The sequence below is a fragment of the Bythopirellula goksoeyrii genome (genome assembly GCF_008065115.1).
Classification (GTDB): Bacteria; Planctomycetota; Planctomycetia; order Pirellulales; family Lacipirellulaceae; genus Bythopirellula; species Bythopirellula goksoeyrii.
In genome coordinates this window covers 468,301-482,890 of sequence record NZ_CP042913.1, presented here as the reverse complement: position 1 = coordinate 482,890, position 14,590 = coordinate 468,301, and the positions used below count along the sequence as shown (strand labels likewise).

Here is a 14,590-nt window from a genome sequence, read left to right as displayed (position 1 = left end):
AGAGTTATAGGAACTTCGATAAGGTAGTGTCAAGACACTTGAATAGCGCAACGCGGGCAGTGCTAGCACGTGGAGCAGGCATCTTGCCTGCCAAATTACATCACAATAACAGGTTGGAAGCCTGCGCCATGGCTAGACTTCACTCATCTGTCACACACCCAACGCTAGCGCTTTTTACGTTCTTGATGTATTTGTAGAGCGTACCACGGGTGGCTTTATACGCTGGGGCTTGCCAAGCGGCGCGGCGGCTCTTCCATTCGTCCTCGGTGAGATCCACGTCGATGGTGTTTTGCTCGGCGTCGATGATGATCTTGTCGCCGTTTTGCACCAGGGCGATAGGGCCGCCGACTTGGGCCTCGGGAGTGACATGGCCGACGATGAAACCGTGGGAACCCCCGCTGAAACGGCCATCGGTCATTAATGCGACATCGCTTCCCAGGCCGGCGCCCATGATGGCACTCGTAGGAGTGAGCATCTCTGGCATTCCGGGGCCGCCTTGAGGGCCTTCGTATCGGATAATGACGACGTCTCCCTTTTCGATCTGTTTCTGCTCCAATGCAGCGAGCATGTCCTCTTCGGAGTCGAACACCTTGGCGGGGCCGGTGAACTGTAGGCCTTCCTTGCCGGTGATCTTGGCCACGGCACCCTCAGGACAGAAGTTGCCCCGCATGATGCGGATATGTCCTGTCGCTTTGATGGGATCCGTGAGCGGTCGCACAACTTCTTGGCCTTCCTTGAGCCCAGGCAAATTGGCAAGGTTCTCAGCCAACGTTTTGCCGGTGACGGTCAGGCAAGAACCATCAATGAGACCTTCGTCTAGTAGCAATTTCATGACGGCGGGGGTCCCTCCGACGGCGTGGAGTTCCTCCTGCACGAAGCGGCCACTCGGTTTAAGATCGGCCAGCAGGGGAATGCGATCACTGACCGACTGGAAGTCATCGATCGTGAGTTCGACTCCCACGCTGCGGGCCATCGCCAACAAGTGCAATACGGCGTTGGTCGAGCCGCCGACCGCCATCAACAGGACCATTGCATTTTCGAAGGCTGCGCGGGTCATGATGTCTCGGGGCTTGATGTCGCGCTCCAGGCAAGTGCGAATTGCTTCTCCCGCGCGCAGACATTCATCGAGTTTGTCGGGGTCCTCGGCGGGAATCGAGGAACTATAAGGAAGCGACATCCCCAGGGCCTCAATTGCCGAGGCCATCGTGTTAGCGGTGTACATGCCGCCACAAGCACCTGCACCGGGACAACTAGTCCGCACGATCTGTTTTCTTTCGTCCTCAGTGATCTTACCGGCGAGAAATTCGCCATAACATTGAAACGCGCTGACAATATCACGCTTCTGATCGTCCCCGCCAAAGTGAGTGAAGCCAGGCTTGATCGTGCCTCCATAAACCATGATGCTGGGTCGATTCAAGCGTCCCATTGCCATGATGCAGCCAGGCATGTTTTTATCGCAACCAGGCAGCGCGATACACGCATCGTACCATTGTGCCTCCATGACCGTCTCGATGGAGTCGGCGATCAAGTCCCGCGATTGAAGGGAATAGCTCATGCCTGAAGTACCCATCGAGATGCCATCTGACACACCGATGGTGTTGAATCGCATCCCTACGAGTCCCGCCGCCTGCACTCCTTCTTTCACCTTGGCAGCCAGGTCAGAAAGGTGCATGTTGCAGGTATTTCCCTCGTACCACATGCTTGCGATGCCGACTTGCGGTTTTTGCATATCGTCGTCGGTCATCCCGGTGCCATAGAGCATGGCCTGCGAGGCACCCTGGGATTTGGGCTGAGTGATGTGGCGACTATATTTATTAAGGGCAGTGTCGACTGGAGCGGGCACGGCAATTTCTCGGCTGTAGGGGGAAGGAAACAGGTTGTCAGGCCACTAATTGTAGCGGGAGAATCAGCTGAAATCAGGGGTATCTGAGGGAGAAAACTTGCCCAAAGGACCGTTGCGATAGAATGGAGGTTCGGAAGCCGGATTCGTGTAATATGAGCAATTCTCGAATCGTGCATGTAAGAAAACGACTCTTTGGCCTACCAACTCCATAGCAGGGGAACTTTCAGCAGTGGAAGAAACGAGGCAAACGGTGGCGGTTGAGCAGGAAAAATCGTGTCCTACCAGTGTGGACCCCACCGAATGGGTCGACCTCTATGGCGATCTGTTGATGAGCTATGCTGTGGCTCGACTGCGAAAGCAGGATCTGGCTGAAGACATGGTTCAAGAAACTTTCCTGGCTGCCTGGAAGCGGCGGCAGGAATTTGAGCAGCGAAGCAAGTTTTCGACTTGGTTAATTGCGATTCTGCGGAACAAAATCGCCGATCACTTTCGCGCGGCGGGTCGTGAGTTGCATTCCAACGAAGACTCGGATGAGCTTCCGGGAGAGTTGTTTACAAAATCTGGGAAATGGTCGCGTCAGTTGACCCCTTGGAACGCTGCACCCGACCAGGTGGCAGAGGATCGTGAATTCTGGTCCGTTTTCGCCGACTGTCTGGCGGAAATGCCAGCCCATTTGAGTTACGTCTATCGATTGAGAGAATTGAATTCAACGGCTGTGAAAGAAATTGGTGCCCAACTCGCAATCAGCGTCTCCAACGTTGCCGTTCGACTCCATCGTGCCCGAATTTCGCTCAGGCAGTGTCTCGAAGAAAAATGGTTTCAGGAGTGACGTACTGAATGATTGAAAAGATCAAACAGACATTCGCAGTCGCGAATATGAATTGTCGCGAAGCAAGTGTTCTCTTAGCGAATGTAGATGAACTAGAGCTTTCCCGTTGGCACCGGTTTGGCTTATGGGCACATTTGCTTGTCTGCGGCACTTGCCGTCAGTTTCGCGATCAGATGAGATTTCTAAAACAACTGGTAGCCAGCGCTCCAACGGAACTTCTCGACTTGGGATTCTCGAGGAGTACCCGACTTTCCACGCAATGTGCATCTAGAATCAAAGCACTGCTTCGCGAAGAGGCTAGTAAACAATAGAGAATTCATTCTTTATACAGATTTCTTGTAATAGATTCCTCCACTAGGCGACAAAGACTGCAACAGACTAGCACAAGTACAATGCTGCTCGTTTTCAGGAAAGAGCGGCAAAGATTTGTTCTGCTTTTTCTGTCCTAGAAGCATATTCAGAGGCGCCATTGAAGTTGCTCTTGGTACTGTTTTTTGTTTTTTCAAGCACGAACTTATTTGAGTCTTTTTGGATTGTTTCTCGGAGGACTTGAGTTTCGCGCCTTTCCCGGAGGAGAGAACTATGATTCCAAGATTTGTCAGTACGAAGTTATTTTCATTTTCCAGGTTAGCCTTCACATGCATGCTCTTGATGCGCATAGTTAGTCCAGCAGTAGCAGAAATCGTGCAGCTAAGAGTTACTGCGGAAAATCTGGCTCCCACTAACAGCGTAAGCTTTGCCCCTTTGCGCATCGGATTTCATAATGGCACATTCGATAGCTTTGACAGCGGCTCGCCGGCCTTTCTTTTAGGATTTCCTAGTATTGCTGACGCTCCGATTGTAACCGTCGCAGAAGGGGGATCGGGATCAAATTGGTTTCCTGCTTTCGCCGCGGCAGATCCTAACGCAACACTTGGATCAATCGCCCCAGGGGGCCCGTTTCTGCCGGGTGCAAGCTCTTCCGAAACATTCACGATTGATACTGATGTGAATCCGTACTTTACGTTTGCATCCATGGTTGTGCCTAGCAATGATTTTTTCATCGGCAATGACTCTCCGACAGCGTACCAACTGTTCGACGGCAACGGCAATCTACAGATTAACACTATCAATCAGGCCGCGCGGCAAATCTGGGACGCAGGATCCGAACTCGACATTGCTGAAAATGCCGCGTTTCTTCAAATCGGAAACAACGACCAGCGGGTCGATCAGAACGGCACTGTTGATTTTTCTTTTGAAACTTTGGGGACCGTTTTCAACGGCCTAACTACTGCACCCGGATACGTTTTCGACAGTCAACTCTCGGCAGATACGCCCGTGTTCCGGATATCCTTTGAAGTTGTTCCCGAGCCGGCGTCGCTTCTACTTTTAGGAGGTGTGGGGCTCTTGGGTATGATAGCCACCGGTCGCTGTCGCTAGAGTCTGAAGAGGCAATACTCGAGGGGCTGCCTACGGGCAGCCCCTTTTCTATGGAGCGTGACGGCCTGTATTCCCTCTAAGCATCATAACCGCAACTTGCTGAATCGGCAGCAAGATGCCGTCGAAATGACCTAGACTTGTAGTGCCCACAAATGTACTCGCAGGTCTCGTCTGATGCTCACCGTCGAAAAAACTGTTTCTGATGCTGCCGAAAAGCCCTTACCCAAGATCATGCTGGCCGACGGCAATTGGGTATCGCTCACCGGGCTTAGTCCGGATCAACTGCGCGATTTGCAATGGGAGCAAGAACAACAATTCGCCCGCGCGATGCAATTGTTTCCCCCTCACAGTCGGGACCGGGCACTGGTGATTGGCCAGGCCTACGATACGGTTTGCACGATACTCGCAGCTCAGCAGTCAGATGAAGAACCCTTCGTCATGGGCTTCGACAAGCGATACGGCCGGTTGGTACTCGACTTACTCTATCGACAAGTCGACCGTGGAATCGGTCGACCCCGATTGTTCGAAATTGGATACGGTACTGGAACATTGCTCAAGACGATTGGAGAGCATGGTTTTCCCGCGGGTGGAGTGGAGATATCTGCCACAATGCGAGAGCAGGCTATCGCTACGTTGGGGGCCGTACATTCCGACGAGTTGCTTTTGGGCGACTTGAGATCGGTTGATCCCGCCTCGTTTATTGACAAGCCTAGTCTTGTCTATTGGAACGATGTGTTTGAACACATCTGTCCAGATGAAATCTCTGCTTACCTGGAGCACATCCATAGCCTACTCTTGCCAGGTGGGTCGCTTGTGACCATTACACCGAATTGGTTGCTGCGGCCTTCGGACGTCACCAGGCTCTTTTGTCCGTTGCGAACCGAGGCTCGCGGCTTGCATCTCAAAGAGTATCGGCTCGCCGAGGTAGTAGAGCTGCTCAAGAAAGCTGGCTTTAAGAGAATTGCTACTCCACTGATGGTCAGTCGCAGCCGGATTTATCTCGCTGGTAACGGTTTGCGATACTTCAAGCAGATTGTTGAGCCATTGCTTGATCGGTTACCAGTCGACAAATCTCATCTGCTCTGTCGTGGAATGGGACTTTCGTACACGATTGCTACGAAGTAGACCTTTTCTAGCACAGGCCGAGTGCCTTATTGCGGCACAGCTGCGAATTTTCCACGGCTGCCCCCTGCCAGATCTGCAGGTGGTATTCTAGACTAATATCATATTTCCAGTGGCCTCGGCTGGAGACTTCCTTGGCGGGATAGAATATGCCGGAAGCTGACGCATCTGGCTCGCCACTAACATCTAATAGCCAACACCTCTAAATGACTCGCATTTTTCCGACTCTCGCATCGCTTTCGCTAGGTCTGTATCTGGCATCGATTGTGCTTGGGCTTACGATTGGCGACCTCTACGACCACCCGGATCAAGACACACTCAATTGGCGGGGAGTCCATATGCTCACAGGGACTTCTGCGGCTTTGGCTGTGGTGTTTGTGTTGAGTATTGCAGTAACTTATTTTGTTGGCACAAGTCGCTGGTGCAAGGAAGTAACCGAGACCTATCGCCTCGATACAGATCCGCTGCAACGTAGTACCCAGCTCAAGCGGAAGACTTTCCCCTGGTGCGTGGTAGGGATGCTGACCGTCGTTGGTGTGGGGGCCTTGGGGGCTGCCTCGGATCCTGGAACAGGCCGAGAGAATACGGCTGACATGGCCGACGTGCATCTTGCGGGAGCGCTGGTGGGAATGGCAGTCATTTGCTGGGCGTACTACCAGGTCTGGCTAAACATTTACGCCAACCAGGGAGTCATCCAAGAAATTGTCGCCCAAGTGGCCAAGATTCGCCGAGAAAGAGGCTTGGACGAGCCAATGACTCCTGGCGACGGCGAGAAAACGAATAAGCATCTCGAAGAAACAACCTCCATTTCCTAGCCCTCTCATACCCGGCGAATTCCATACAGCCAGTTTAAATACTCCCTGGAATCTAACGAAAGTGGCGGTTTTCTGGTGTTTTGCGCAAGGGACGCCATGACAAGTGACGGCTAGGAATTATACTAGAAGGTTCCAACAGATTCGCTCCACGACAATCGCTATTATTCCCCACTCAAGAGAAGGCAAAGAAGCATATGGCCAAAGGCATGACGATCGCCGGCATGGTCGTCGCGGCCTTGGTGTTTCTCCTGTTCACGGTTGACTTCGTGGCAGGCATTCCTTTCGGAGCGGAAGGAAAGGCGATGCACATCGGCGCGATTCTGGCCTCTGCCATTCTGGGATATCTCAGCTTTTCGACCTTTCGAGAGCAGAAATAGCGTGATAGTCGAGTCTCTCTGTGACTCGAATTTCTTGTGAAGTAGTCGCAATGTCCGTCTCGGAGAAACGGCTCTACGATTTCTTGTCCTTCACGAGTTGCTTGAGGAAATGCCGTAACGCTTTGGCAAACTCACCCGCGGTCTGATAACGGAAGGCAGGTTGGTTGGCCAGTGCCTTCATAATGATATCTTCGAGCCGCTTGTCAAAGTTCGGACGTACTTCACTCGGTCGGCGCACTTGCCCTGAAGCAATCTGGTGGATCGTTTCCCAACGATCTTGATGGTTGATCTTATGGGGATGTTTACGCAGGAGCATGACATACAAAATAATGCCCACCGCATAGATATCGGCACGGCCATCGAGTTTGTCGTTCTCACCGCGAGCCTGTTCGGGGGACATGAACATGGGAGTGCCGATCACACTACCGTCCATGGATTGCACGGCGGAATCTTCGGCATTGGCCATGAACATTGAGCGAGCAAGGCCAAAATCAACCAGCTTCGGTTCGTCCTCAAGGGTCATCATGATGTTCGAGGGTTTCAGATCACGATGGATAACTCCCTGTTTATGGGCATGATCGAGCGCATCGCATACTTTGGCGATCATGTAGATCAAAACGGCTCCCTTCGGCTTCTTCTCTTGAACGTACTTTTCCAGTGTGCCACCTTGCACCAATTCCATCGCATAGTAACCGAGAGTCTTGTCGATATGGCTGTCGTAAATCTTGGCGATATTGGGATGGTCTAGCTTCTCCATCAATTCGATCTCACGGGCGAAACGGCCGAAGACGTCGTCGGTTGCCAGATCAACGCGAATAATTTTGAGTGCCACGGTTTCACTTGACTGTTGTCGCTCCGCTTCCCAAACAGTGGCAAAGACCCCTTTTCCTAGCATCTGTTTGACGTCGTAGCCTTCGACCTGGGGAACCGTCCATTCCTTGGGGGGCACCAGCTTGACGATCCGTTCGGCGGCCGCCATCCGGCTCTTCAAAACTGCGGGATCGATCGGTTTGGTGAGATAATCATCGGCCCCGGCATCCAGGCCAGCCACCATATCCTCCTGAGCATCACGGCTTGTGAGCATTACTACGTAGGTAAACGGATGGTTAGGATTACGTTTCACCAAGCGACATACCTCGATACCATCCATTCCTGGCATTTGCCAATCGAGGATCACGAGGCGAGGTGCGTCTTCTTTTTGGAGAATTTCCCATGCCTGTGTGCCGTCTTCGGCAATCACGGGATCGTGTCCCCAGGATTGGACATTTTGGGTGAGCATGCCACGCCAGAGTGGATTGTCTTCGGCGATGAGTACCTTCATCGGAGTTCTCCTACCAACCCAAGCAATTGGAATATCGTCACTTGAGCTCCTGTTTCAGCGCAGCGACAAGCTCATCTGCTCGTTGTTGCAATTCGAACCAAGCCTGATCGTATTCGCCCAAGTCTCCAGACCGACTCATTTCTTCGATTTGTTTGGCGGCCGCGGTGGCCGCTTCGGCGGCGAACATGCTTACCGAACCTTTGAAGGTGTGAGCGGCACGGGCGAGTGCCTGCTGATCTCCCTCACTGTGGGTCTTCTCAATCTCCGCCAACTGTTTAGGGCATTCCGTCAGAAAGAGTTGTACCATTTCTCTGAGAAACTCATCACTCCCCCCTACATTCACAAGTGCTTCTGCGCGATTGAAAGCTGGGAGTAGGTCCGTCGAAGAATTGTCTTTCTCACTAGTTTCGACAGGTAATCTAACTACACTTTCTGAAGGACGAGAATCCAATTCTTCGATCGCTGCGAACAGTTCCACTGGTCGAAACGGTTTAGAAACATAGTTGTCCATGCCTGCTTCCAGACACCGTTCGCGGTCTCCTTTCATTGCGTGGGCTGTGATCGCAATGATCGGGATATGGCTTCTCTGTTCATTCTCCATTTCACGTATGGCCGCAGTCGCTTCAAATCCATCCATCTCGGGCATTTGAACGTCCATCAGGATGGCATCGAATGGTGCGCCGCTCCAGGCCTGCACAGCTTCCTTGCCATTCTCGACCGCAGTGACCAAGTGGCCTCGCTTTTCGAGCAAGCCGACGGCTACCTTGCGATTGACCACTCCATCTTCGGCCAAAAGGATTCGTCGGGGAATAAACGTCTCAGGCCGATCCGTGAATAACGCGTCGTGGGGTTCACTATCGGCACGGGCTGTCCCTAACGCTGAGGTAATGCCGTCAAGCAGGTTGGATTGCGTGATCGGTTTGTTCAGGCAGCGCGCTACATTGAGAGTCTTGGCGTTGGCAGAATCTTCAGGGCGATGGGCCGACGAGAGCATTAAAATGGTCAGACAATCGAGCTCTTTCTTCTGACGAACTTGACGTACCAATTCAAAACCATCCATTTGTGGCATCATTACATCGAGCAGGGCAAGTCGATATGGATTGCCAGCCTGATAGGCGCGGTCGAGTTCTTCGAGAGCCCTTGCACCACTCTCGACTGATGTCGGATTCATGCCCCAGTTGGTCAGTATCTCATGGCAAATGATGCGATTGGTGCGATTGTCGTCCACTACAAGCACAGGAAGTTCATAAAGCGTTTCAATTTCGGCAGGATCCTCTTCAAGTGGTTTCTCCCGAAGTGCAAACTCAGCCGTGAACTGAAAGTTGCTCCCTTTACCAATTTTGCTTTCGACCCAGATTCGTCCTCCCATCAGTTTTACGAGCTGCGAAGAGATGGCTAGCCCCAAGCCAGTTCCGCCGTATTGGCGAGTGGTTGTGGCATCGGCCTGGGTAAATGCATCGAAGATTTTGACCCGTTGTTCAGCGGCGATGCCTATGCCCGTGTCCTGCACCGCAAAATGCAGTCTTGCACGTTCGTCAGTCACGTCCTTGGGAGTCACGGTAAGAACAACCTCACCTTTCTCAGTGAACTTGATGGCATTGCCTATCAGGTTCACGATCACCTGGCGGAGTCGACCCGGATCCCCTTCGAGATTGTCGGGAACTTCGGGGACGATGCGAACTGCCAATTCGATTCCTTTGGTTGCTGCTCGGGCAGCCAGAGCATGGGCCGTTGCTCCCAAGGTATCGCGTAAGCCGAAAGGAATCATTTCCAATTCCAGTCGACCTGCTTCGATCTTCGAGAAATCGAGAATATCGTTGAGCAGCGTTAGTAGTGCATCGGCAGAGCTCTGCACCATTTCTTGATATTCACGTTGTTCGGCAGTGAGCTGCGTATTCAATAGCAGTTCGGTCATGCCGATGATGCCATTCATCGGCGTGCGAATTTCGTGACTCATGTTGGCGAGGAATTCGCTCTTGGATTGGTTGGCCGCCTCGGCTTCCTGCTGAGACGCTTTCAACTCGGTTTCCCTTCGCCTGCGGTCAGTAATGTCGTGCAAGAATGCCACAAAGAGATAGCTGTCTTCCTCAGATATCGATGTGATCGTCACTTCGACGGGGAACCTCTCTCCACTACGCCGTAGAGCCGGAAGTTCGATCCGCTGATTCAATACAGGACCTTCTTGCGTCGCCAGGAAGTGCTCCAACCCCTGGGTATGCTTTGAGCGTAGTTCTTCCGGGACAAGCACATCTGCGACAAGTCTCCCCAGCACTTCATCTCTTGACCAACCAAACTCAACTTCCGCTTGGGGATTCCAATCAATGATCCGACCCGTAGCGTCCATCGCTACAAAGGCGTCATGGGCCGTATCTATAATTCGACGCGTTCGTCCGACATTTCGTTTCGTTTCACGTTCAGCCCGGTTTCGCTCATCTTCCGTTCGATTGAGTGAGAAAGAAATCCACCAGATGAGAAAACTAAAGATGATTATGTTTGAGAGTACGAACAGCGACAGCCCCATCACTTGGTCGAAGTGCCCTTGTTGCTGTGCATACCACCTCAACCAGCCCAAGCCTGCAGGAATGAGAACGGCTGCGGGCAAGAGCTTTCGCGCCATGACTCCGCCAGCCCCTGGACTGCTGACAATTGTCATCAGTCCTTCTGTGGGCCTTGCACAGAGTATTCCTAAGCTCAACAGTGCAAACGCCACAGCCGTATTGAGCGCCATCGGAATAAAAGATTCGATGCCGATCAGGCTCATCGTACTGTAGGAGTAGCCAATGATGGCTAGGAAGGCTATTAGAGCTGCTGTCAGAGCCAGAAATTCCGCCGGACAAAATTTTCGGCGAAGTCTTACATCAATCAACAATAGTGCCAGCCCGCACAACAGAAAACACGCAGCAGTATTTGGAGCCATTCGATTAGGAGTGTCATAGGCTTCGAGACCTTGGCGAAAGAGCCAACGATCAGGACCATTATCCCAGTCGAGCCAATAACCCCCGAGTCGTATGACTGCGAGTAATACGACTCCCATGGCAAGCACACGCCCGAGCTGTCGCCGATTCCGGTCATCACCATTCAGAAGCCAAAGCGAAGCACCGCACATCAAGAAAGCGACCGCCGTTCCTCCCGGATTCATAGCGACCAATCCGGGGAAAACCGTCTTGAGAATCTCTACGTTCAGCACCCAGCCCAAGAGCACCACACAGCTAACGCCAATGACGGCCAGGCTTGCCACCTTCGCCAGGAAGTGGAAGCGTATGATCAGCCGCGTATCGTGAAGTGCATCCACTAGGGCCACCTCGTGAAAATAGTAATCGCAGACGAGAGGGCAATTATAGCACGAATCGACTAGAAAACACTATGTGCGTCTGAGCAGGAAACTCATGTCGCATTCCCGAGAAACACCGGTTGGTGGTCAAGGTCGCAATACTGTTGGCCCCAGACACCACTCAAGCTGCGCGGAGGATCGACTGCTGCGGGCGCGAGACTCGACTGGCGGTCAAGCCGGCGACAATCTCACCGATGGTCACTATGTTCACTTCCTGTCGGCTCGCCGAGAGTGAAATTGATTGCAGGAGCTTGTCAAGCTGTTGCAAACTACGTGCACTCGTATGTGCCACGGCAGAAGCATCGATTGATACCAAGAGGGGCTGATCCATAGCAGACATTTTGGAGATCTGTCGCAACACGGCTTGATTCCCTGAGAGGAGTGAAGCCAACCAGGACCGCCGAGGGATCTGTGCGCCGAAATTCATTTGCCAGAGCCCACAGGGCAGGGGGGTGTGACTGCTCGGACAAGCTCGCTCGTCTGAGTTCGATAACACAGCCAGTATTCCCTGCTCGGCGAGGATGGCAGAATGGGGGCGCAATGCAGCCGGATCGCCAGCGACCAGCTGGATATTCACATCGCCGCAGGATCGCATCGCTGCGAGTCGTTTCCGCAGTGTTTCGCGAAACTGCTGTGGAACAACATTGTCGGTGCCAATGGTGAGTGCCACACTATCCGTCGAATGTTGAATCCCCATTTGCTCAATTGACTCCAGACTACAACAGCCCGCGACGCTCCAAGTACAGGGGAGCCGATGGCCACGGAACAGATGAACCACATGCTGGATGCGGGCCACGTCGGTAGCCGACCCGCGGGTTTGCAGCTGGATCATAAAGGCTACCCGAGCCGCGGAGGGGGAAAGTTTCATCTGGAGTGCTTCCGGAGTGCTGGGTCGAATAACTGCCTCTAGGAAAGGAATTCGGGTGAGAATGCTATCGAACTCGATGAAAAGCTACTTTCCAAGGATTACTGAAGATTGGCAAGAAACTCGTGATGTAGCAATTAGACTGGACCTAGGTGATAAGATAGTCCGCTTAGCAAAACTTTACTGACCAATCGCAGCTTTTTTGATACATTGCGGTTCCCAGAAAGCCACCTTGGAATTACTTTATTTCTCATGAGTCGTGTCATCGAAACTTGGAAATTCCGCCCGCATCCGTTGCTGGCTAATGCCCACATGCAAACCGTGTTTGGGTTGCGCTGGCCCCAGCGCGCCGCTCCCTATGCTGCCCAGGTACATCATGTGACCCTAGAGGATGGCGACCAACTCGCATTGCATGAAGATGCCCCTTTCGGCGACGCGGAAGAGGCGCCCAGTATCTTGTTGTTGCATGGGCTCTCCGGAGGCTACGATAGCTCCTACATGTGTCGGCTGGTCGAAAGACTCACTCCCCGAGGGTACCGGGTTTTCCGCCTCGATATGCGAGGTTGCGGAGCAGGGGAGGGGATCGCGCGTAAACCGAACCATTGCGGTCGCTCTGAAGATGTCGCATCGGCGTTAAACTATATCGCCGAGTTGTACACCGATTCGCCGACGACTCTTATTGCGTTTTCAATGGGTGGCACACTCGCGTTGAACATGCTCGCCGAGGCAGGTGAGATGCGGGTCGGAAATTTCGAACGGGCCCTGATGATTTGCCCTCCGATCGATCTCTTTTCCGTCGAACGCCATTTCCGCACACTCCTTGGTCGACCCTACGACAAATTCTTCGTAAAGAATATTTGGGCCCAAGTGTTGAGGCGGTGGAAAGAGTTTCCAGATACGGCCCCCAAAACGATTCCATCACGCCCGAAACGGTTGCGTGACATCGACGACATGGTGATCGCACCTACCGGTGGCTTTGATTCGGCTGAGCAGTACTACACCAAAACACAACCCGGTCCCAAGCTCGAAGCGATTCGGCAGCCGGTAACGATTTTGTTTAGCAAAGATGACCCGGTGGTGCCGTTCGCCCCCCTGTTTGATTATCCTCACAGTTCCTCGGTCGAAACGATCGTTACCTCCCACGGTGGACACCTTGGGTTCTTAGGCCAACCGGGGCTTGATGCCGATATCCGCTGGATCGATTGGCGAATTCTAGAATGGCTCGAAGACCCTTCATGCTCCTTCGCAGATAGCAAAGCGATTGAACAGGCGTGTTCGCGCTGAATGCGAATAAGATGTGGAACATTGGGGCGATCATCTGGCACTACCGCTAGGACCGGTAGAATCCGGTTGCCTCAGCGAGTCATAGTGTAAAGCCATCCCTGCGCACATTCCTCTGGCAACCTATTCTAGTGTAAATACCACCAGATCTGGGCCAAGTGATTGTCGGTCCGCTCAATCTAAATCACCAGAGGTTCACTCGATGAGCTACGAAGAATTGCCCAGCGAAGAAGAGACTGCTATTAGCGTAGATACAGAGGAAACAGAAAGCGTCGATTCCTCGCTGCCATCTTGTGAAAAATGCGGTGCTCTGATTGATGCCCATGATTCGCTAGTCTGCCGGAAGTGTGGTTGGTATGCCAGTATCGGCTCGTTTGTGGAGATTGACCAGAACTGGGAAGAGAACAGCGACGGCGATGTCGAGCCAATGGTGGCAAGTGAGGACGCGTCGTCATTCCATATGCCAGAGTGGGTTTGGTTGATGATAGGGTGTGTCGCAGTAGTGATCGCTGAGAGCATCGCTGCTCGCTTCCTTACTTCCGCAGGGAGTATCGCACGTACACGTTGGTCGCTCATCCAGCTTTTGATCGGAGGGATTTCAGTAGCCGTTTGTCATTTCGCTGCATTCATATTGCTCATTCGCGACGACAGCGAAGTTGGTTTGCTCGATATCCTTCTCAAGCCAATTCGACCTTGGCTTCTACGAATCCATGAATTACCCGCCAAGCAATGGGTCTGTCACACCGCTGTGAGCGGCGTGGTGGCAGTCTTGATGTCGGTGCTGGTGATCGGGGGAATTCCCTACGAGAGACTTTGGGATTGGGGATTTGCCAAGCCCGTCGATCAAGACCTGATGGGAGCAATTGCGGAGCAAGCTCAGAAAGGCGAGGGAAAAGATCAGTCGCTCGAGGAAGCCGTGGAGGAATTGGGAGGCACTCAAAACTTGACCGATGAAGAGGGGAAAAAGAAAAAAATCACCAAAAAGCCCACCGAGCGGTCTGAAACCGATTGCGTTATCATCGGCTATCGAGCGAACGAAGCGGGAATCGTCTACTATTTGGTGCTCGCTGGGGAGAACTTCGGTCGTCTACAGCATGTGGGGCAAGTCGTTCCCCAAATGAAGGTGCGGGAACTGAAAGCATTGGGAGATCAACTCTCAGAATACAAGATCTACGAACCCTTCGTTCCCGTGCAGATGGATGATGTAACCTGGGTGAAGCCCAAACTCGCCTGTCGTGTGAGTTATTCCAGAAAGGGTAAGAAGGGCGGATTATTTGGCACCAAGCTGGAGAAGATGCTCGGTGCAATCAATGTTGCGACTGCTGAGCAAACACCGCCAGAGCAAAACGCTCAAGAGCTTACCAACGAGGATTCTTAATGACCAGTG

12 protein-coding genes are annotated in these 14,590 nt (G+C 52.7%); 8 read left to right on the top strand and 4 right to left on the bottom strand.

All coding sequences use genetic code 11. From position 1 onward, the window contains the following. Positions 1–139: 139 nt before the first annotated feature. Positions 140–1,843 carry a dihydroxy-acid dehydratase gene (gene ilvD / locus Pr1d_RS01910; RefSeq protein WP_238476615.1) on the bottom strand — a complete coding sequence of 568 codons (1,704 nt, stop codon included), beginning with the start codon at positions 1,841–1,843 and terminating at the stop codon, positions 140–142. 229 nt (positions 1,844–2,072) lie between these two features. Here ilvD and Pr1d_RS01905 point away from each other — a divergent pair, with 229 nt between their 5' ends. The 6 genes from Pr1d_RS01905 (at position 2,073) to Pr1d_RS01885 (ending at position 6,405) form a co-directional block, all read left to right on the top strand. Then, positions 2,073–2,672, top strand: a complete 600-nt coding sequence (locus Pr1d_RS01905; RefSeq protein WP_148071937.1) for a sigma-70 family RNA polymerase sigma factor — start codon at positions 2,073–2,075, stop codon at positions 2,670–2,672. 8 nt (positions 2,673–2,680) lie between these two features. After that, a complete protein-coding gene (locus tag Pr1d_RS26835) occupies positions 2,681–2,983 on the top strand; it encodes an anti-sigma factor family protein (protein WP_449241092.1) in 303 nt (100 codons plus the stop codon). A gap of 340 nt (positions 2,984–3,323) precedes the next feature. Continuing rightward, complete coding sequence (locus tag Pr1d_RS01900; RefSeq protein WP_210417856.1) at positions 3,324–4,091, top strand: spondin domain-containing protein; 768 nt, start codon at positions 3,324–3,326, stop codon at positions 4,089–4,091. A 174-nt stretch (positions 4,092–4,265) separates the two neighbouring features. Next, positions 4,266–5,216, top strand: a complete 951-nt coding sequence (locus tag Pr1d_RS01895; RefSeq protein ID WP_148071936.1) for a class I SAM-dependent methyltransferase — start codon at positions 4,266–4,268, stop codon at positions 5,214–5,216. A gap of 203 nt (positions 5,217–5,419) precedes the next feature. Next, a complete protein-coding gene (locus Pr1d_RS01890; protein WP_148071935.1) occupies positions 5,420–6,028 on the top strand; it encodes a hypothetical protein in 609 nt (202 codons plus the stop codon). Positions 6,029–6,222: 194 nt separating this feature from the next. Beyond that, positions 6,223–6,405, top strand: coding sequence for a hypothetical protein (locus tag Pr1d_RS01885; RefSeq protein WP_148071934.1), 183 nt, complete (start codon positions 6,223–6,225; stop codon positions 6,403–6,405). 73 nt (positions 6,406–6,478) lie between these two features. Here the strand turns inward: Pr1d_RS01885 and Pr1d_RS01880 are convergent, their stop codons facing one another. From Pr1d_RS01880 to Pr1d_RS01870, 3 genes are all read right to left on the bottom strand, one after another. Continuing rightward, positions 6,479–7,726, bottom strand: a complete 1,248-nt coding sequence (locus tag Pr1d_RS01880; RefSeq protein ID WP_148071933.1) for a protein kinase domain-containing protein — start codon at positions 7,724–7,726, stop codon at positions 6,479–6,481. A 37-nt stretch (positions 7,727–7,763) separates the two neighbouring features. Then, positions 7,764–11,018: a hybrid sensor histidine kinase/response regulator gene (locus tag Pr1d_RS01875; protein WP_148071932.1), complete on the bottom strand. Its 3,255-nt coding sequence runs from the start codon at positions 11,016–11,018 to the stop codon at positions 7,764–7,766. 160 nt (positions 11,019–11,178) lie between these two features. Next, entirely contained in the window at positions 11,179–11,925 is a 747-nt protein-coding gene (locus Pr1d_RS01870) for a hypothetical protein (RefSeq protein WP_148071931.1), read from the bottom strand. Positions 11,926–12,174: 249 nt separating this feature from the next. Between Pr1d_RS01870 and Pr1d_RS01865 the strand changes: the two genes are divergently transcribed. Further along, complete coding sequence (locus tag Pr1d_RS01865) at positions 12,175–13,206, top strand: YheT family hydrolase (RefSeq protein WP_148071930.1); 1,032 nt, start codon at positions 12,175–12,177, stop codon at positions 13,204–13,206. Between the two features lie 199 nt (positions 13,207–13,405). Then, positions 13,406–14,581 (top strand): hypothetical protein, encoded by a 1,176-nt coding sequence (locus tag Pr1d_RS01860; RefSeq protein WP_148071929.1) that lies wholly within the window; start codon positions 13,406–13,408, stop codon positions 14,579–14,581. Positions 14,582–14,590 lie beyond the last annotated feature (9 nt).